This is a genomic window from Actinoplanes sp. CA-030573, assembly GCF_050951115.1.
Lineage (GTDB): Bacteria > Actinomycetota > Actinomycetes > Mycobacteriales > Micromonosporaceae > Actinoplanes.
This window is the reverse complement of the sequence record NZ_CP192038.1, coordinates 7,807,788-7,827,495: the sequence shown is the minus strand read 5'-3', so window position 1 is coordinate 7,827,495 and position 19,708 is coordinate 7,807,788. Positions and strand designations below refer to the sequence as shown.

Sequence of the window (19,708 nt, the reverse complement as noted above, 5' to 3'; positions counted from 1 at the left end):
GGCATGGTGACGACCCACGTTCGGTCGCGAAGGGCAACGGACCAAAGGTCGCCCGTACGTGTCTCCCGGCCGCCTCTTAGGGTGGTTCCCGTGCGTGACATCGCCGTATTCACCGGATCCGCCCATCCCGAGCTCGCCGCCGAGATCTGCCTGCATCTGGGCGTGCCGCTGTTGCCCACCCGGACGTCCCGGTTCGCCAACGACTGCATCGAGGTGCAACTGCAGGGGAACTGCCGGGAGCGGGACGTCTTCCTCATCCAGCCGCTGGTCCCACCCGTACAGGAGAATCTGGTCGAGCTCTTGTTCATGCTCGACGCGGCGCGAGGGGCGAGCGCCGGGCGCATCACCGTGGTGCTGCCGCATTACGCGTACGCCCGCTCGGACAAGAAGGACGCCCCGCGCATCTCCATCGGCGGGCGCCTGGTGGCCGACCTGCTCACCACGGCCGGCGCCCACCGCGTGCTGGCCATGACCCTGCACTCGCCCCAGGTGCACGGCTTCTTCAGCATTCCCGTCGACCATCTGCACGCGCTGCGCGAGCTGGCACACCACTTCCGCGGCTACGACCTGTCGAACACCGTGGTGGTCTCGCCCGACCTCGGCAACGCCAAGGAGGCGGCCGCCTTCGCCCGGCTGCTCGGCGTCCAGGTCGCGGCCGGCGCCAAGCAGCGCTACGCCGACGACAAGGTGGTGATCAGCACGGTGATCGGTGACGTGGCCGACCGCGACGTCATCGTGCTGGACGACGAGATCGCCAAGGGCAGCACCGTCTTCGAGCTCCTCGCGCGCCTGCGGGAGCGGAACGTGCGGAGCGTACGGGTGGCGTGCACGCACGGGCTGTTCTCGGGCGACGCGGTCCGCCGGCTCTCCGACGAGAAGGAGATCGAGGAGATCGTCTGCACCAACACGGTGCCGATCCCGAGCCGGAGCCACACCGAGAAGCTGACGATCCTCTCGGTGGCGCCGGCGCTGGCCGAGGCGATGCGCCGGATCCACAACGGTGAGTCGGTCAGCGCGCTCTTCGCCTGAGATTCTTGGTTGAGCGGGGGACGGGGAGGGCGTCCCGACCCCCGCTCGCAGTGTTCCGGAACCGGTGTCACGCGGAAGATTCGGCAGGACCTCCTTTCATCTACCGGCATTGATGTTGGGAGCGCTCCCAAGCGACTCTAGCCGGGCCGGCCGGCGTTGAGAAGAGAGCGTCCTCAGGTCGTGGCGGAGCAGGTGGCGGTCGGTGTCGTGGCCGTGCCCGAGCCGAGGAACCCGAAACTGGCACTGGCTCCGGCCGCCAGCGCGCCGTTGTAGCCGACATTGGTCGCGGTCAGGACATTGCCGCTGACCGTGGCGGTCGCGTTCCAAGTCTGTTGCACCGACGGCGCACCGGGGTACGTCAGGCGTACGGTCCAGCTCTTGATCGCCGCGGAGCCCGCCGTGACCGTCACGCCCGCCTGGTAACCGCCGTTCCAGGTGCTGCTCAGCGCGTAGGTCGCCGTGCAGGAACCGGAGCCCACCGGAGGCGTGGTCGGCGTGGTCGTCGGCGGTGTGGTGCTCGGCGGGACGGTGGTCGGCTGGGTGGTGGGCGGCGTGGTCGGCGGCGTGGTCGGCGGCGTCGTCGTTCCGCCGCCGCCGAAGTCGATGTCGCTGCACCAGTAGTACGACTGATCCAGGTGACTGGCCTGCCAGATCGTGTAGACCATGGCCCGGCCCGTGCGCCCGGTGACCGAGACCGGGATGTTGAGCTGCACGCCGCCGGTGACCGGGGTCCACTGCGAGGCGGGCGTGTTGCCGACGACCGCGACCCGGGTCAGGTCGGACCACTTGAGCGCGGTCGTCACCGGGTTGAAGCCGGGGTTGGTGACGTAGACCCACAGATAGTCCGCGCCGTGCAGCGCCTGGTCGAAGACCTGGACCGTGAAGTTGTTGCCGACCGTGGTCGCCTTCCAGTTGCCGACCGCGTCCAGCGCGTTGTACCGGCCGCTCTGCGTGTGGCCGGCGCTGCACAGCTGACCGTCCGGGACCGCGGCCTGGTGGTTGCCGGCGACCTGCTCCCGGAACAGGCCGTTCCAGTTCCACATCGCGTTCGGGTCGGCCTGCCACGCCTGCCAGCACATCGGGTCCTGGGTGGCCATGGCCGGATCCTGGAACTTGTCGCCCCAGCGCTGCCAGCACCCGTAGTTGCGGGAGGCCGGGCTGATCACGTTGCCGTGCGCCTGCGCCGGCCCGGGCGACAGGCCGACGACCGAGACGGTGGCGACGACCGCGCCGACGACGGCGCTTATGAACAAACGTCTGATTCTCATGAGGGCTCAGTACTCCGCGGGTGATCTCGTGCGAACAAGGGAAAGGGTGGCGAAGGCTGCCCTCGGCCTTCGCCCGGCGTGACCCGGCGGTGACGCCAACCATCCCTGTTGAATAGACATCTGTCAATAATGAACAAGCGGTGAAGCGGGTACGGGGAGGCGGACGCGGCCGGTGATGCGGAAGAATGCCGGAGCGTCGTGGCACTGGGGCCGCGGCCGGAAGCGGGCCCGGGAGGTCGGGGATGCCGGAGCGGGACGCCGCGGAGCTGCTCCGCGACGCTGAGCGGGTCGTGGTCTTCACCGGCGCGGGCATGTCGGCCGAGTCCGGCGTTCCCACCTTCCGGGAGGCGTTGACCGGCCTGTGGTCCCGGTTCGACGCCAAGGCACTGGCCACCCCGGAGGCGTTCGAGGCCGATCCGGCGCTGGTCTGGGGCTGGTACGAGTGGCGCCGCGCCCTGGTGCAGCGGGTGCGCCCGCACGCCGGCCACGAGGCGGTCGCCGCGATCGAGGCCCAGGTCCCGCAGTCGGTGGTGATCACGCAGAACGTGGACGATCTGCACGAGCGGGCCGGGTCCCGTTCCCTGATCCATCTGCACGGCAGCCTCTTCGCCCCGAGGTGCGCCGCCTGCGGGTCCAGCGCCGCGTTGCCCCCTTTGCCGGAGAAATCGGACCGGGTGGCGCCGCCGCGCTGCGATGACTGCGACGGGCCGATCCGCCCGGGCGTGGTCTGGTTCGGCGAGGACCTCCCGTCCGGCGAGCTCTCCGCCGCCACCGAGGCCGCGTTCGGCTGCGACCTGCTCTTCTCCGTCGGCACGTCCGGCCTGGTCTACCCGGCGGCCGAGATCCCGTACGTGGCCGCCCGCTCCGGCGCCACGGTCGTGCAGATCAACCCGGAGCCGACCACGCTCGATGCGGTCGCCGACATCAACCTGCGCGGGAAGGCCGCCGAGATCCTTCCCGACCTCGTACGAAAGGCGTGGCCACGGTGAGCCTGACCACCGACCGTCTGATCCTGCGTCAGTGGCGGGCGGCCGACCGCGAGCCGTTCGCCGAGCTCAACGCCGACCCGGTCGTCATGCGCCACTTCCCGGCCACGCTCGCCCGGGCCGACAGCGACGCCTTCGCCGACCGCATCGAGGCCGGCATCATCGAGCGCGGCTGGGGCCTGTGGGCGGTGGAGATCAAGAGCTCCGGCGCCTTCGCCGGCTTCATCGGCCTGCAGCCGCTGCGACCCGAGCTTCCGTTCGCGCCGGGCGTGGAGATCGGGTGGCGGCTGGGCGCGTCGTTCCATCGGCGGGGGTACGCGACGGAGGGCGCCCGCCGCGTGGTGCTCTACGCCTTCGAGACCCTCGGCCTGCCCGAGATCGTCTCCTTCACCACCGCCGGCAACGCCGAGTCGCGGCACGTGATGGAGAAGCTCGGCATGACCCGTGACCCGGCCGAGGACTTCGACCACCCCGCGGTGCCGGCCGACTGGCCCGGGCGGCGTCACGTCCTGTACCGGCTCGCCGCGCCGGCCCGACCCTAGACCGAAGTCGCCACCCGTCGACCTTTGGCCGTCGAGGCGGATCTCCCCGCGGGCATAGCGTCGACGCATGGTTCTGATTGCGCACGTCAGCGATGTCCATGTCGACGCGGGTGACCGCAGTGCCGACCGCACGAGCCGGGTCTTCCGCTATCTGGCCGGTCTCCCGTCGCCGCCCGACGCGGTGATCGTGACCGGCGATCTGGCCGACCACGGCGCCGAGGCGGAGTATGAGCGGCTTCGCGGCCTGGTCTCCCTGCCCGGCCCGGTGCTCTGGTGCCCGGGCAACCACGATGCCCGCGAGCCCTACCGCAAGGCGCTTCTCCAGGAGGAGCCGCACGGCAGGCCCATCAACCGGGCGTACGAGATCGCCGGCACCTTGATCCTGATGTGCGACTCGAGCATCCCCGGCCACAACGAGGGCCTGCTCGCCGACGAGACGCTCGAGTGGATCGGCGCGACCCTGGCCGGCCGGCCCGAGCTGCCCGCCCTCGTGTGCTTCCATCATCCGCCGGTCACCCTCGGCATCCCGTTCGTCGACGGCATCCGGCAGTTCGGGGCCGACCGGCTGGCCGCCGTGGTCGAGCGGCACCCGCAGGTGGTGGCCCTGCTGTGCGGGCACGCGCACACGGCGGCCGTCACCACGTTCGCCGGGCGCCCGCTCCTGGCCGCCCCCGGCGTGGTCTCGACGTCGGTGCTGCCGTTCGAGGGCGAGGGGCCGATCGACCCGGCGTTGCCGCCGATGATCGCCTTTCATCTGCTCGACGACGACCGCCGCATCACCACCCACTACCGCGTCATCCTCTGAACAACGGTTGCAAACCTGGCGAACCGGCCGCACGCACCCCACTGGACACGGATCATGGGCGACATGGGTGTCATGGCTTACCCCCTCCGGTACGCGCTCGCCGATCTCGCCCTGGCGCTCAGCCGGGTCGCCGACGATCCGGCCGAGGTGCGCTCGACGGCGGCGCGCGCGGCGGCCGACATGATCGGCGACGGCGCCGGTGTGCAGCTGCTGCGCGACGACGGCCGGTACGACGCGATCACCTATCGGCACATCGACGACGAACGCTCGGCGGCCCTCGGCCGGGTGCTCGACCACGTGGGGCAGCTGCCCGACGACGACTTCTCGACCGCGCTGGCCGCGAGCCGGCGGCCGGTCGTGCTGGCCGGGGACGGGGTCGAGCCGCTGGCGGGCGACGAACACGAGATCCACGCGGCCGTGCTGTGCCCGGTGATCGTCGACAACACGTACGCGGGCTATCTGGTGCTGACCCGGGAGACGCCGGGCGCCTTCTACTCGACCGCCGAGGTCGAGCTGGCCCGCGACATCGCCGGCGAGCTGGCCCTGGCCGTGTCGAGCGCGCGGGCGCTGGAGCGGCTGCGGGCGAGCGAGGAGCGCTACCGGCGGGTGCTCGAGACGATCCCCGAGGGCGTGCTGCAGCTCGACCCGGAGGGCGTCGCGACGTACGCCAACGAGCCGATCGGCGTCGTGCTCGGCATGCCGCGGCACCAGCTGGTCGGCGTCTCGCTGCGGGGCTTCCTCGACGACCAGGGGCAGAAGGAGCTCACCCGCCGCCTGGCCGAGTGCAAGGCGGGACGGTCGACGGTCGGGGCCACGCGGCTGATGCGCGCCGACGGGTCGCGCCGCAGCGTACGGATGAGCATGATGCCGTTGATGGACGACCACGGCAGCTTCAACGGGGTCGTCTGCATGGTCACCGACACCACCGACCACATCGACGCGCGCGGGCTCAAGCGGCAGCTCGACCATCTGCGCCGGCTCGACAGCCTCAGCCAGCTGATCGGCGGCATCTCGCACGACTTCAACAACCTGCTGACCGTGGTCGGCGGCTCGGCCGACATGATCCTGTCCAGCAGCGAGGAGGGGTCGCCCCAGCACAGCCTGGCCAACGACATCCTCGAGGCGGTCAACACCGGCCGCACCCTGACCCACCAACTGCTCGCCTTCGGCCGCAGCGAGGGCAACCGGCCCGAGATCATCCCGATCCCCGACCTGCTCACCGACGTGCAGTCGCTGTTCAGCCGCACGCTAGGCGAGCACATCGGGCTCGACCTGGCGTTCGGCCCCGACGTGTGGCCGGTGCGGGCCGAGCGCGGCCCGCTCGAGCAGGCCCTGGTCAACCTGGCCGCGAACGCCCGCGACGCGATGCTGCGCGGCGGCATGCTGCGGGTCGCCGCCGTGAACGAGGTGCACGAGGAGGGCGAGCCGCCGGAGGCCGCGCCCCGGGGCCGGCTGGTCCACCTGGTCATCACCGACACCGGCACCGGCATGACCGACGAGGTGCGCGAGCGGGCGCTCGAGCCGTTCTTCACCACCCGGCCGACCGCGGCCGGGCTCGGCCTGGCCACCACCGCCAGCATCGTGCAGGGCATCGGCGGCCACATCGAGCTGGAGTCGCAGCCGCGCATCGGCACGACCGTCCACCTCTACCTGCCGGCCGCCGAGGAGCGCCAGCCGGCCGAGGCGCGGCAGGGAACCACCCAGGTGATCGGCAACGTGCTGATCGTCGAGGACCAGCCCGAGGTCGCCCAGCTCGTCCAGCGGCTGATCGCGCCCGCCGGCTACTCGATCACGGTGGCGACCGACGCGCTGATGGCGGTCACCCAGGTCGCGGCCGGCGCCCACCCCGACCTGCTGATCACCGACGTGGTCATGCCGACGATGACCGGCCCCGAGCTGGCGTCGGCATTGCGCACCCACCACCCCGACCTGCCGGTGCTCTACATGTCCGGCTACACGGCGGCCTCGCTCGGCCCGCAGCTGCACCTGGACGACAACAGCATGCTGATCGAGAAGCCGTTCACCCGCTCCACTCTGCTCGGCGCGATCCGCACCCTCTGCGGCCCGCAGCCGGCGCCGGGGGAGTAGCGCGCCACGCTCAGGGTCGCCTCAGGGATCGACGCCTATCGTCCGGGTATGACCCGGCAACGGTTCCTGCTCTGGTGCGGGGTGGTCGGCGGCCCGCTGTTCATCGCGGTCTTTCTCGTCAACGACCGGATCCGGGCCGGCTACGACCCGGTTCGCGACTTCGTGAGCGAGGCCGCGATCGGTGCGGGTGGCGGCTTGCAGATCGCCAACTTCCTCGTCACGGGGGCGCTGGCAGTGGCGTTCGGGGTCGCCGCCCGCCGGGCCGTCTCGCCGTGGACCGGTGCGCTGATCGCCGTTTTCGGCCTGGGCCTGATGGTGGCGGGCGTCTTCGTCAGCGACCCGGCGCCGTACGTGACCGCCCGCACCGCCCACGGGATCATCCATGACGTCGCCTCGGCGTTCGTCTTCGGTTCGCTGACGGCGGCCGCGTTCGTCGCCGCCCGCTGGCGTCCGGCGGCGCGTTGGCGGTGGTACTGCCGATTGGTCGGCGTCGCGGTTCCGGTGCTGTTTGTGCTGGCCGGCGGGGTGCAGGCGGCGACCGGCGTCTTCCAGCGGCTGGCCATCGCGATCGGTTTCACGTGGCTGTCGGTTCTCGCCTTGCGGGCCTTGCGGTGGCTTAGTGTCGATCTTCCCCAGCCGGCTGGTCGTCCCGGTGGCGGTCTTCCCCGGCCGGCTGGTCGTCCCGGTGTCAATCTTCCCCGGCCGGCTGGTGGTCCCGGTGTCGATCTTCCCCGGCCGGCTGATCGTCCCGGTGTCGATCCTCCCGAGCCGGTGGCGCCGCCCGATGTCGATCTTTCCGAGCCGGGCCTCGACGGGGTGGAACCAACGCGTTCCTGAACCCTCGAACGAACGCCGCCCCCGCCGGTGACGCGAATCCGGCGACTCCTACCAAAGGTGCGAACTTGGGCGCACAGGCTTGCGGTCGATCCGGACAAACAGCAGGATTCCGGGGCATCGCTGACTGTCCGGAAGGAACCCCGAGTGACCAAGGATCGCACGAGCAGCGTCGCACGCGCGGATTCCGTCGGCGCGTCGACCATGGATCTCAGCGGGCGATGCGTGGGGAACTCGTACGTCCTCCAGCATCCGATCGGGCAGGGCGCGACCGGCACCGTGTGGCGCGGGGTCGACCGAGCCTCCGGCACGCCGGTCGCGGTGAAGCTGCTGCACGAGAGCCTGCTGCGGCAGCCCAAGCTGGTGACCCGCTTCGTCCAGGAGCGGACGATTTTGCTGATGCTGCGGCACCGCAACGTGGTGCGGGTGCGTGACCTGTTCAGCGTCGGCGAGACGCTCGGGCTGGTGATGGACCTGGTCGACGGCGGCAGCCTGCGCGACCATCTGCGCGAGCACCACACCGTGCCGGCCGGGGAGGCGGCCCGGCTCGCCGCCCAGGTCGCGGCCGCGCTGGCCGAGGCGCACGAGCTCGGCGTGATCCACCGGGACCTGAAGCCGGACAACATCCTGCTGCTCGTGGAGGACGGCAGGCTGGACACCCGGCTGACGGACTTCGGGGTCGCCCGGATCCTGAACACGCCGAGCATGACGACGCCGAACGCGGTGGTCGGAACGCCGCACTACATGGCGCCGGAGGCGTTCCACGGGGTGACGGCGAGCCCGGCCACCGACGTGTACGCCCTCGGCGTGCTCCTGTACGAGCTGGTGACCGGGCGCCCGCCGTACGACAGCGACTCGATCCCGGACCTGATGCGCCGGCACATGGAGGGCAACCCGGAGCGCCGGCCCGGCATCCCCGAGGACATCTGGCAGCTGATCGCGGCCTGCATGTCGACAAAGCCGCGCCTGCGACCGACGGCGGCCGAGATGGTCGCCGACCTGTCGGACGCGGCGCGCCGATTCGGCAACGTCCCGGCGCTGCCGAGACCGGAGCGCCCGGTCTCCTTGGAGATCGACCCGGACAAGTCGGTGGTAGGCCTGGACCGCGTGTGGCGACCGAGCGAGCACACCGGCGGCGGCCCCGCGCCGATGCAGCGCGGCCACGACCAGGGCCCAGCCCGGCGCAACGCCCGGTGGCCCGACCGCCCGGCCGGCGACCGACCCGCAGCCGACCGGCCCGCTGGTGACCGGCCAGCTGGTGACCGGCCGGCTGACCGCCGACCCGCTGACTACTGGCCGGGTGGTGACCGGCCAGCTGGTGACCGGCAGGTTGACCGCCGGCCCGCTGACCACTGGTCGGGTGGTGACCGGCCCGCAGCCGACCGGCCCGCTCGTGACCGGGTGGTTGGTGACCGGCCCGCTGGCGACTGGCCGCCTGACGATCGGCTTGCCGACGGGCTGGCCACCGGCGACCGGCTGGCTGGCGACCGGCTGGCTGACGACCGGCTGGCTGACGACCGGGCGGACGACCACCGGACAGACGGGTTCCTGGACAACCGGTCGAGCGCGGGCGGCGCCCAGCCGGCTGGTGGAGGGATCGGCCGGGTGGACGCCGGCTTCGGCCACATCAACCGTGCCGACGCTGGTAGATCGGCCGGTAGCGGGATGCGTTCCGATAGCGGACAGCCGGCGAGCGGGTGGTCGGGGAGTGACCGGCCGGCAAGTGGACAGCCGGCGAGCGGGCGGACAGCTGGTGGACAGCCAGCGGGCGGGCCGACAGCGAGCGGACAACCGGCAAGCAGGCGGCCAGCGGGCGGGCCGACGGCGAGCGGACAACGGGCAAGCAGAGGGCCAGCGGGCGGGCCGACGGCGAGCGGACAACCAGCGAGTGGGCGGCCAGCAGGCGGCCCGACGACCAGCGGACAACCGGCGAGCAAACGGCCAACCAGCGGACAACCCGCTGGCGGCCAAACCGGCAGCGGGATGCGGTCCGAAGGCGTGACCCGGCCCGACGCCGGGAAACGGACCGGTAGCGAACGCCCCGAAGACAACCGGGCCGTGGGGGATCCCGAGGCGGTCAGCCTGCTGCCGCTTCCGCGGAACCACGACAAACGGAACGCGGCGCCCAAGTGGCGGTGGGTGCGGCCGGGGGCGACCATGGCGGTCATCGCCGCGGCGATGATTGCTTCGGCGGTCGCTACCACCGTCTGGCAGGTTCGGGGTGGGGGCGGCGAGCAACCGCGGGCGCAGGCCTCGGCGCCGGTACAGGCGGCGCCGACCGCGGACCGGCGGCAGATCCGCGGGACGGCCGCGACCCGGCCGCCTCGCCGGGCCGCCGCCGCGACCGAAGCGCCGGCGCCGGCCCCGCAGAAGGGCGGTCAGGAACCGTCACCGGTGACGACACCGCGCGTACGGACGGAACCGAGCGTGAGCAAGCCGCGGTCACCGCAACCGGAGGCGAAGCCCTATGGGCCCTGGCAATGCACGCAGAGCATCGCGTTCGACTTCAGCAGCGGGACGCCGCTCGCGCCCAAGCCGTGCCAGATGACCGGCCGTGACATCCAGTACCAGGCATCCCTGACCGCGCCCGGCGGTGGCACCGGCAGCATCACCGTGACGCTGCAGGACGCCGGCAGCGGGCGCACCGTGGCCGGGCCTAAGACCTGCGGCAAGCTCACGTTCGGCGGGAAGGCGGCGACGCAGGGATGCGGGCCGGCGGGAGCGGCGCCGGCACGCGGCCACACGTACGCGGTGGTGATGTCCTTCCGCTACGTGCGTGACGGGCGCACGATCGCCAGCACCGCGAAGGGCTCCACCTTCAGCTGGTGATCGGCCTACCGTAGGCGTGTGACCTGGGGATCCCTGCTGGCCGGGACAACGGCGGCGACAACGGCGGCGACGATGGCAGCGACGATGGCCGGGACGACGGCGGCGACCGTGCCCGTCCCCGCCCCGGGTGACGCTCGGCAGGTCATCGTCGTCACGGGGCGTTCGATGACCTCCAGCTATGCCACGCTGCGTGCCTACCAGCGCGGTGACGACGGGCGATGGCACGCGGCGTTCCCGGCGATGGCGGCGCGCAACGGGTACGCGGGATGGGCGCCGGCCGCCAAGCGCGTGCAGGACACCGGGACCACGCCGATCGGCACGTTCCGGATCACCGAGACGTTCGGCCTCGACGCGAACCCGGGCGTCCGGCTGCCGTATCGAAGGGTCGACGGCAACGACTACTGGGTCGGAGACCAGCGCGATCCCCGCACGTACAACCTGTTCGAGCCGTCCCTGAGCCCGAGCCGGACCTGGCGGAAGACCCAGGCCGAGCGTCTCGCCTCCTATCCGGTGCAGTACGCGTACGCCGCCGTGATCGATTTCAATCGCCCCTCCTCAGTGAGCTGGAACGCGCAGCTACACGAATATGTCGCGAAAAATCCGGCGGATACCGCGCGCGGCTCGGCGATCTTTCTCCATGTCAACGGCAAGGGATCGACCGCGGGCTGCGTGAGCGTCGCCCGGCCCGACCTGATCAGGCTGTTGCGCTGGCTCGACCCCGGCGCCCACCCGCGGATCGTCATGGGCCCGGGTGCGGAAATTAGTTAGGGCCCGATCGCGTTACCGGCTACCGTGATCCGCATGTTCGCGCCCGGTCTGCAGCTGCCCCTCGTGGTGGCTCCCGCATGCGCGCACATCGTCGATACCCGACTCTGACCCTTCCCCATCGGCAGCAGAACCCGGGGGAGGGGTAGCCGCCGCATGGGTTCTGACGCGTCCCGGCTCCAAGGCAGACGGGATTCCGCGTACCACCAAACGCAGCCTTACCTCCAGTAAGGATTGACAAGACATGGCCAAGAGCCAGTTCATCCGGAACAAGCCACACGTCAACATCGGCACGATGGGTCACGTCGACCACGGCAAGACGACCCTGACCGCCGCGATCACCAAGGTCCTCGCCGACCGCGACCCGGCCGCCAACCGGTACGTCGCGTTCGAGGGGATCGACAAGGCGCCCGAGGAGGCCGCCCGCGGCATCACCATCACCATCGCGCACGTCGAGTACGAGACCCCGAGCCGCCACTACGCCCACGTCGACATGCCCGGCCACGCCGACTACGTGAAGAACATGATCACGGGAGCGGCGCAGGTGGACGGCGCGATCCTCGTGGTCTCGGCGCAGGACGGGTCGATGCCACAGACCCGCGAGCACGTACTGCTCGCCCAGCGGGTCGGCGTGCCGTACCTGGTGGTGGCGCTCAACAAGAGCGACGCCGTCGACGACCCCGAGCTGCTCGACCTGGTCGAGCTCGAGGTGCGTGAGCTGCTGTCCGAGTACGGGTTCCCCGGCGACGAGGTTCCGGTGGTCCGGGTCAGCGCGCTCAAGGCGCTCGAGGGCGACCCGCGCTGGGTGGGATCCATCGTGGAGCTGCTCGACGCGGTCGACGACTACGTGCCGGTGCCGCCGCGCTCGCTGGACGAGCCGTTCCTGATGCCGATCGAGAACACCCTCTCGATCAGCGGGCGCGGCACGGTGGTGACCGGCAAGGTCGAGCGGGGCACGCTGCGCGTGGGCGAGCCGGTCGAGGTGGTCGGCCTCGGACCGACGGTCGCCAGCGTCGCGACGGGCCTGGAGATGTTCGGCAAGTCGCTCGATTCGGCGCAGGCCGGCGACAACGCCGCCATCCTCCTGCGGGGGGTGAAGCGCGAGCAGGTGCAGCGCGGCCAGGTGGTCGCGGTGCCGGGCAGCGTGACACCCCACAAGACCTTCAAGGCGCGCCTGTACGCGTTGACCGCGGCCGAAGGGGGACGGCACACGCCGTTCGCCGCCGATTACCGGCCCCAGTTCTACTTCCACACGACCGATGTGCCGGGCGGACTGGACCTGGGCGACCGCGAGCTGGTCATGCCGGGCGACACGCTCGACGCCGTCGTCGTGACGCTGGGCAAGCCGATCGCGCTCGAGCCGGGGTTGGGCTTCGCGGTGCGCGAGGGCAACCGTACGGTCGCGGCCGGCACCGTTACCGAGGTGCTCGACTGAGATCGCTGTTGCATTGACGGTGGCCCGGCTGTTCGCAGCCGGGCCACAGTTGTTTCGGCCGCGCGGTTGTTTCGGCCGCGTGGTTGTTTTGGCCGCGCGGCCCCGGCTGTGCGGCCGTCAGCGTTCGCCGTGGTCGGCGGTCAGCTGCTGCCACTCGGTCGGGCTCAGGTGGTAGGCCTCCCGGAAGCGGCGGGCGAAGTGCCGCGCGTCCTTGAACCCCCAGGAGTGGGCGATCCGGCCGATGGATCCGGCGCCGGCCGGTGTGCGGGCCAGTTCGGCCCGGGCGCCCTCGAGCCGTCCCCGGATGACCCATTCGGCGAGCTGCTCGCCGTGCGCGGCGAAGCAGGCGTAGACGGCCCGCACCGAGACGGCGTGCGCGGCGGCGAGCCGGGCCGCGCCGAGGTCGCGGTCGCGCTGGTGGGCGCGGATGAAGGCGGTCAGCCGGAAGAAGAGCGTCCGGTTGACGGCGTCGGCCGTGGACGCATCCTGTCGCGGGGCGGCCGAGGCGATCAGGGCCCGGATCAGATCGGTGGTGGACGATCCGAGCATGGACAGGGCGGGGCCGGGCGCCATCGCGTCGATCACGGCCGGGAGATCGCGTACGTGCCGCCGGGTCATCTTGTACAGCGGGCTCGACTCCAGCCGGGGCAGGGCCGCGCGTACGGTGTCGACGCCGAGGCCGAGCCGGCGGTAGTCGAGGATCACCGCCTGGTTGGTGGAGTGGCCGTCGACGAAGAACGCGTACGGCGAGGTCAGGTCGACCAGTTGCAGTTCGCCCAGCCGATCGCTGCCGGTCGTGTCGCGGTGGGCGAGGCGCACCGATCCCGATCGCGGCAGCCCCAGCGAGATCTGCTCGGGGTCGTCGGAGCGCAGGTGCCGGCCGGTCCGCGCCATCCGGTGCCCATCGGTCACCGTGTGCAGGACCGTGGCGCCGGGCGCCAGCGCCCAGCTGCTGATGCGGCATCGCGAGCCGGGCGGCGCCGACACCGTGGCCAGCGCGCCGGCGGTGGAGAGCGCCGCGCACAACGCGTCTGCCCGCTCGCGCCACGGCAGATCGGTCGTGTCGAGAACAACCGCCATGCGGGGCCTCCGTCCGTGCGCCGTCAGCGTAGGACCTTCCGAAAAGCATGCACAGTCAGCCCGATCCATGCACGCACGGACCACCTCCCGGGACGGGCGCGCGCATAAATTCGCGACCAGCTTGCCTTTCAGGGAGGAAACGCATGAGCACCATCGTCCTGGTTCACGGCCTCTGGGTCACCCCGCGCAGCTGGGAGTACTGGGTGCCGTACTACGAGGCCAAGGGTCACACCGTGCTGACGCCCGCGTACCCCGGCTTCGAAGTGGAGGTCGAGGCCCTGCGCGCCGACCCCGCCCCGATCGCCGCCCTCACCGTTCCCGAGACCATCGCCCACCTCGAGAAAGTGATCGGCGCGCTGCCCGAGAAGCCGATCATCATGGGGCACTCGTTCGGCGGCACGCTGACCCAGCTGCTGCTCGACCGTGGCCACGGCGCGGCCGGCGTGGTGATCGACTCGGCGCCGCCCGAGGGCGTCCGGGTCAGCCCGCCGTCGCAGATCAAGTCGCTGTTCCCGATCCTCAACAACCCGGCCAAGCGACACCAGGCAGCCGGGTTCACGCCGGAGCAGTGGCATTACGCGTTCGCCAACACGCTGTCCGAAGAGGACTCGCGGGCGGCCTACGACCGCTACGCCATCCCGGCGCCGGGCAGCTGGGTGTGGGCGTACGGGCTGCTGGCCAACTTCACCCCGGGCAAGCAGGAGACCTGGGTCGACTTCGCCAACGAGAACCGCGCCCCGCTGCTGTTCATCGCCGGCGGCGCCGACCACATCATGCCGCCGGCGGTGAACAAGTCGAACGCCCACCACTACAAGGCCGCCGGCACCGTGACCGAGTACCGCGAGTTCCCCGGGCGCTCCCATTGGACGTGCGCCGAGCCCGGCTGGGAGCAGATCGCCGACGCGGCCCTGGAGTGGGCGCTCGCGCACGCCCGCTGACCCCTTGCGGCCGGCCTTGTGGATGGCGGCCGGAAGTTGTCGTACCCGGTCCGTAATATGTCCCCCACCCAGTGAACGGGGTGGGGGACAGAGGGCGCCGTTCTGGATCGTGGCCGAGGCGGCCTGCGGTTGACGGCCGTTGCGGCTGCACAGGCCGCTGGGGCGTCTCTGCTCTGCTTACCAATACGCGCCACGAGTGGATCAGTCGTCGGCGCGCTCGCCGGGCCGTTCGCTGCCGTTCGTTCTGCCGCCCGTTCGCTGCCGTTCGTGCGCAGCCCGGCCGCTCGGCCGCCTGTTTGCTCGGCCGCCTGTTTGCTCGGCCGCCTGTTTGCTCGGCCGCCTGTTTGCTCGGCGCCCGTTCGGCCGTTACGTCGCATCAGCTGCCCTGATGATGTGGCGTGCCCTAGATGCTCGACCTCATCAAGATTGACGGGTCGCGGGGGCGAACGTGATGGCGCCGCGCAGGGTGAGACTTGCCGTGCTGTGTAGGCGGCAAATCATCAAGTTCTAGCAGTCACGGGCGTTGGTCAGCGGTGGTGGGGCGGCGGCGATGACTTTGGCGCGCCGGGAGAAGCAGGACAGCGCCGGAAGAACGGCGACCCACCAAGATCCACCGACAGGGTGCGCGGGCAACGGCGCGGGAGGGCGGCGAGCGGGAAGAGCGCCGATGGGTAACGGCTGATCACCGCTGTGGATATCGACCGGAAGTTGTCGTACCCGGTTGGCAATATGTCCCCCACCCAGTGAACGGGGTGGGGGACACGTTGCTCACTCGACGACCGAGCGCACCCAAAAACCGCGTCAGCCCAGCCGGAAATAGTCGATGTTGAAGCCGCCGGTCTCGCAGTAGACGGTGACCAGCTGGTCGCCGGCGGCCAGCGTCACCGGCACGTGGACGGACTGATAGGTGCCCCAGCCGCCGGTGTCCGGCACATCCGCCGTGGCCAGCTTGGTGCCGGCCGCGTCCCGCAGCGAGACGGCGCCGGCGGCCACTGCGCCGGTTCCGTTGGCGACCCGCAGCTCCAGGTCGTAGCTGCCGGCGGTGGCGACGTCCAGGCGGTACTGCAGCCAGTTCCCGGCCGCGGTCCAGCCGACGTTCTTGCCGCCGCTGGCCGCCGCGTTGGACTCGATGAAGTTCACGCCCTCGGTCCAGCCGTGCTGGGCCACATAGGACTCGGCCTCGACCTTCTCGCCGATCGGCGCGCCGTGCGGGGCGACGGTCAGCTGAACGGTCGTCTTCGCGCTGGCTGCTCCGTCGGTGACGTAGAACGTGAGGCTCTGCGTGCCGGCGCTCGTCGGGTGCACGGTGACGACGCCGGTGCGCGCGTCGAGGGTGACGCCGTCGGGCAGGTCGGTGGCGTAGAAGGCGAGCCGGTCGCGGTCACGGTCGGTGGCGGTCAGCCGGAACGTGCTGGTCACGTACTGGTCGGCGGTCACCGCGCCGGCCGGCGCGAAAACCGGGGCGTGGTTGCGGTGGGTGCTGGGGACGTGCGCTTTCCAGGTGTACGTCGCATAGGCCCCGGCCGGAACGGGCACGACGAAGCTCTCATCACCGAGAACAATGCGAACCGACTTGGCGGCACTGTTCGCGTTTCCGAGAATGGCCGTGAAGTGGCTGCCATCGCGGTAGACGACGTTGCTCACGCCGCCGGTGGTCGCGCTCGACTCGACGCGGGTGTCCCGAGGGGACAGATAGCGGGCGAACTGGCCGAGCGGGTAGAGCTCGTCGCGTACCGAGAACGTCTTGGTGTTGGTGTTGACCTTGACGAGCCGATCGGGCCACTTGGTCGTCGCCGCGACCTGGTCCCAATCGACGTTGTTGTCGCGCTTGTCGGTCCAGTGCAGGGTGCCGCCGTCCTGATCGGTCGTCTGTGCCCAGAGCACGTAGGAGCCGGCGTCGAGGCGGAAGTAGCTCAGCACGGTGACCGGATTGAGGTCGCTGGTCTCGGTCATGTGGACCGGCTTGCCGTACTCCTCGTAGGCGTCGCGCATGACGCTCGGGTCGCCCCAGTAGGGGTGGAAGGCGATCGCGTCCGCCGCCTGCCGCGCCGCCGGGTCGTTCATGATTCGGTAGTAGTTCTTGGTGGCGGTGCTGTTCGGGTCGCGCCAGTCCCAGAAGTTGAAGTCGTGCACGTAGAGATCGGTGCGCAGGCCGGCCTTCCGGGTCTCCCGTTTGATCGCGACGGCGAGCTTCTGCTGCTGCTCGACGCTGATGTCCATGGCGGGGTAGACCACGTCCATGCCCGGCTCGTTCAACAACGTCAAAGCATCGACATGTACGCCCTGACGCGCGTACGCCTGCAGATACTTGACGTAGTAGCGGGCGAAGACGTCGATGCAGTCGTCGCGCAGCTTGCCGACCTGGTAGTGGTCGGTCGTGCTGCCCGGCTTGAGGGCGACCTCGCCGAGGAACTTGTTGTTCGTCTTCATCCAGGCCGGCGCGCTCCAGGCCGAGGCGAAGAACGTCGCCTTCGGGTTGTACTTCAGGATGAGCCGCGCCGTGTCGACGATGTGCAGGTCGATGTCGCGCTGGATGGAGAAGTGCTGGAGGCCGAAGTCGTCGGTGACGCCCGCCGGCAGGTCGTCGTAGGACCAGAACGGCAGGTGCTCGATGAGGTCCGGGCTGCCGATGGTGAGCCGGAACCGGTCGAGCCCGGCCCCCGTCTCGGGGTCGGCGAGCAGCTTGATCGCCTTCTCCCGCTCGGCCGGCGTCAGCTTCCACAGGTTGGAGACGCTGGTCTCGTCGAGTGAGAAGCCGACCCCGCTGTACCGCTGCCTGGCCTGGCTCGGGTCGACCACGACGGTGGCGTCGGCGGCCTGGCCGCGGTCGTCGCCGACCCGGGTGCCGGGCAGTCGTTCCCAGGTGTGCGCGGCCCCGGCCGAGTAGGTGCCGCTGACGATCTCGCCTCTCGGGTGGCGGTGTGATCCGCCGGCCGACGCCGGCGGGGCCGCCGCCAGCACCAAGGTTGCCGTCGTTGCGACAGCGAGCGCCGCGGTTGTCGATCGCCTCACGAGACCTCCCGCTGAGATAGATCAGCTGCTATCCCCCGGGAGTTTATTAAGTGCTTTAACTAAGAGGCAACATCTGCGGAACCAAATCGACATCGGTGGCCGGCTTGGCCGGTCGTCGTAGGGTCTTCGGCATGAGTGTCGAGATCGAGGCGGTGCGCGAGGTCACCGACGAGGTGGTCAAAGCCTTCGGGCGGTTGCTGCCCCAGCTGTCGCGGTCGGCTCCGGCGCTGGACGTGCAGGGGATCCGGGAGCTCGTCGCCTTTCCCGGGAACCGGGTGCTCATCGCCCGGCTCGACGGCGAGATCGTGGGCACGCTGACGCTGGTCACGTTCCCGATCCCCACGGGACTGCGGGCCTGGGTCGAGGACGTGGTGGTCGACTCGTCGGCGCGGGGGCACGGGGTCGGTGCGGCGCTGACCCGGCAGGCGGTTCGGCTCGCTCAGGCCGACGGCGCGCGCACGGTCGATCTCACGTCGCGGCCGTCGCGGGCCGCGGCCAACCGGCTCTACGAGCGGCTGGGCTTCGAGGTGCGCGACTCCAAGGTGTACCGGTTCGCGGTGCCGGCCGAGGACTGACCGGCGAGACCTCGAGGCGTGCCGGTCCGCGGTGCGAGGCGAGGAGCTCAGCGACCGCGGCGCTTCCGTCGTCGGCGTCGCGGCCGCGCTAGTCCTTCTCGTTGTCGGACTCGCGGCGGCGCAGCTCCTCCTCGCGGCGGCGGAGATCGGCCTCCCACTTCTTCATCATCGACTCGTCGTCGCGCAGGGACGTGGCCAGGTTGCGCAGGAACTCGGGGTCGTCGTCGGGCGCGAGCCGGGCGCCCGGCTGACGGGGGCGCTCGCTCTCCGGGAAGCCGCTGCCGGGGCGCCACACCGTGCCGTTGCTCAGGCGGACCGGCGACGCGGGGCGGCCGGCCACGAACCAGGCGATCGCGCCGACCGGGGAGAACAGCAGGATGATGAACACCCACGCCACCCGCGGCAGCGCCCGGATCGCGAACTCCTCGGCCGAGAGGCAGTCGATGAGGGCGACCACGAGCAGCGCCAGGTCGAGGAGTACGAACAGGGAGTAGAGGCGAACCATGGCGGTAGATGATGCCCTACCGCGGGCGATCCTGTGGTCCCGGAAATGGTGCAAATCGGTAGTGTGGCCCGGCCCCCGGAAGGGCCGGGCTCCGGTCAGCTCACGGCGGCGGCGAAAGCGGGCAGATACCCGTACGTGTAACCGGTTTTGTTGGGGTGGAAGGAGTTCTGCGGCGGGATCACGGTGAGGCCGTTGAGGTACGCGGTGGCGGCGCAGATCCCGTGGCCGGTGAACTCGTCGCGCACGTCGGAGAAGGTCAGGCCGGCCGCTTGCGAACGGGCCTTGATGAGGTCGTCGAGCACCTGCGCGCCGTGGTTGAGGACGCGGCGCTTGGCCAGGCTCATGCCGGTGATGCCGCAGTAGGACGACGATGTGTCGAACAGCAGCGGATAGTCGAGGACGACGATCTTCGCGTTCGGGGCCTTGGCCTTGATCGCCGCGTAGGTGGCGTCGAGCTTGGCCGGCAGGGTCGCGCTGATGTCCGCCTCGGCGTCGGCGACCTTCTGGGCGCAGGCGGCGTCGCTCGAGACCTGGCAGCTCAGCACCGTCGGCGCGAAGCCGGCGTCGTTGCCGCCGATGGTGATGCTGATCAGATCGGCGCCGCCGGGGACGAGCGGCACCTGGAGGTTGCGCACGTCGCCGGTGACCGCGCCGCCGCAGGCGAGGTTGGTGAACGACCTGGGCGCGTTGCGGCTGACCCACTGGCCGGGGTAGCCGTTCGGGCTCTGCAGGCACAGCCCGGTCTGTCCGGGCGCGCCGACGCCCGAGGAGTAGGAGTCGCCCAGCGCGACGTAGTCGACGCTGGAGGCGGCCGCGGCGGGAGCCGCGACGCCGAGGGTGGCGAGTGAGACGGTGACGAGACAGCCGAGGACGAGGTGGGCTCTGCTCATCGGATGGCCTCCGGTCCGTGGGGGAGGGAAGCCGAAGCGCTCCGGTTACCGCACGGTATGTCAAGGCCCTGGGAAAAGAAACATCGTGTTTTTCTTGTTACGGCGTAGTAATATTCGTCGATGTGAC

At 70.8% G+C, this 19,708-nt stretch carries 16 protein-coding genes; 11 read left to right on the top strand and 5 right to left on the bottom strand.

Translation table 11 applies throughout. From position 1 onward, the window contains the following. The first annotated feature begins 90 nt into the window (after window positions 1–90). Window positions 91–1,029 (top strand): ribose-phosphate diphosphokinase, encoded by a 939-nt coding sequence (locus ACQP2F_RS36025; RefSeq protein ID WP_433295518.1) that lies wholly within the window; start codon window positions 91–93, stop codon window positions 1,027–1,029. A gap of 173 nt (window positions 1,030–1,202) precedes the next feature. On the opposite strand, the gene ACQP2F_RS36020 is transcribed toward ACQP2F_RS36025, so the two are convergent. Then, a complete protein-coding gene (locus ACQP2F_RS36020) occupies window positions 1,203–2,297 on the bottom strand; it encodes a lytic polysaccharide monooxygenase auxiliary activity family 9 protein (RefSeq protein ID WP_433295516.1) in 1,095 nt (364 codons plus the stop codon). A gap of 242 nt (window positions 2,298–2,539) precedes the next feature. Between ACQP2F_RS36020 and ACQP2F_RS36015 the strand changes: the two genes are divergently transcribed. The 8 genes from ACQP2F_RS36015 to tuf all read left to right on the top strand — a co-directional run bounded on the left by ACQP2F_RS36015 (window position 2,540) and on the right by tuf (window position 12,581). Next, entirely contained in the window at window positions 2,540–3,286 is a 747-nt protein-coding gene (locus tag ACQP2F_RS36015; protein WP_433295514.1) for an SIR2 family NAD-dependent protein deacylase, read from the top strand. Continuing rightward, window positions 3,283–3,825: a GNAT family N-acetyltransferase gene (locus ACQP2F_RS36010; RefSeq protein ID WP_433295512.1), complete on the top strand. Its 543-nt coding sequence runs from the start codon at window positions 3,283–3,285 to the stop codon at window positions 3,823–3,825. The genes ACQP2F_RS36015 and ACQP2F_RS36010 overlap by 4 nt, the downstream gene beginning before the upstream one ends. A 67-nt stretch (window positions 3,826–3,892) precedes the next feature. After that, window positions 3,893–4,630, top strand: coding sequence for a phosphodiesterase (locus tag ACQP2F_RS36005; RefSeq protein WP_433295510.1), 738 nt, complete (start codon window positions 3,893–3,895; stop codon window positions 4,628–4,630). A 72-nt stretch (window positions 4,631–4,702) separates the two neighbouring features. After that, entirely contained in the window at window positions 4,703–6,718 is a 2,016-nt protein-coding gene (locus ACQP2F_RS36000; protein WP_433295508.1) for a hybrid sensor histidine kinase/response regulator, read from the top strand. 48 nt (window positions 6,719–6,766) lie between these two features. After that, the gene (locus ACQP2F_RS35995) at window positions 6,767–7,555 is read left to right on the top strand and encodes a DUF998 domain-containing protein (RefSeq protein ID WP_433295506.1); all 789 of its coding nucleotides are present in this window, start codon (window positions 6,767–6,769) and stop codon (window positions 7,553–7,555) included. Window positions 7,556–7,699: 144 nt separating this feature from the next. Further along, window positions 7,700–10,381, top strand: coding sequence for a protein kinase domain-containing protein (locus ACQP2F_RS35990; RefSeq protein ID WP_433295504.1), 2,682 nt, complete (start codon window positions 7,700–7,702; stop codon window positions 10,379–10,381). 18 nt (window positions 10,382–10,399) lie between these two features. Further along, window positions 10,400–11,149: a L,D-transpeptidase family protein gene (locus ACQP2F_RS35985; RefSeq protein WP_433295502.1), complete on the top strand. Its 750-nt coding sequence runs from the start codon at window positions 10,400–10,402 to the stop codon at window positions 11,147–11,149. Between the two features lie 241 nt (window positions 11,150–11,390). Further along, window positions 11,391–12,581: an elongation factor Tu gene (gene tuf / locus ACQP2F_RS35980; protein WP_433295500.1), complete on the top strand. Its 1,191-nt coding sequence runs from the start codon at window positions 11,391–11,393 to the stop codon at window positions 12,579–12,581. Between the two features lie 117 nt (window positions 12,582–12,698). Here tuf and ACQP2F_RS35975 read toward each other — a convergent pair whose 3' ends face one another. Further along, on the bottom strand, window positions 12,699–13,661 hold the full coding sequence (locus tag ACQP2F_RS35975; protein ID WP_433295498.1) for a helix-turn-helix domain-containing protein: 963 nt from the start codon (window positions 13,659–13,661) through the stop codon (window positions 12,699–12,701). Between the two features lie 143 nt (window positions 13,662–13,804). Here ACQP2F_RS35975 and ACQP2F_RS35970 point away from each other — a divergent pair, with 143 nt between their 5' ends. Then, on the top strand, window positions 13,805–14,599 hold the full coding sequence (locus tag ACQP2F_RS35970; RefSeq protein WP_433295496.1) for an alpha/beta hydrolase: 795 nt from the start codon (window positions 13,805–13,807) through the stop codon (window positions 14,597–14,599). A gap of 801 nt (window positions 14,600–15,400) precedes the next feature. Here ACQP2F_RS35970 and ACQP2F_RS35965 read toward each other — a convergent pair. Next, window positions 15,401–17,611, bottom strand: a complete 2,211-nt coding sequence (locus ACQP2F_RS35965) for a carbohydrate-binding protein (protein WP_433295494.1) — start codon at window positions 17,609–17,611, stop codon at window positions 15,401–15,403. A 131-nt stretch (window positions 17,612–17,742) separates the two neighbouring features. Between ACQP2F_RS35965 and ACQP2F_RS35960 the strand changes: the two genes are divergently transcribed. Further along, a complete protein-coding gene (locus ACQP2F_RS35960; RefSeq protein ID WP_433295492.1) occupies window positions 17,743–18,186 on the top strand; it encodes a GNAT family N-acetyltransferase in 444 nt (147 codons plus the stop codon). 88 nt (window positions 18,187–18,274) lie between these two features. On the opposite strand, the gene ACQP2F_RS35955 is transcribed toward ACQP2F_RS35960, so the two are convergent. Continuing rightward, window positions 18,275–18,691, bottom strand: a complete 417-nt coding sequence (locus ACQP2F_RS35955) for a PLD nuclease N-terminal domain-containing protein (RefSeq protein ID WP_433295490.1) — start codon at window positions 18,689–18,691, stop codon at window positions 18,275–18,277. Window positions 18,692–18,786: 95 nt separating this feature from the next. Next, window positions 18,787–19,581 carry an SGNH/GDSL hydrolase family protein gene (locus tag ACQP2F_RS35950; protein WP_433295488.1) on the bottom strand — a complete coding sequence of 265 codons (795 nt, stop codon included), beginning with the start codon at window positions 19,579–19,581 and terminating at the stop codon, window positions 18,787–18,789. Window positions 19,582–19,708: the final 127 nt, after the last annotated feature.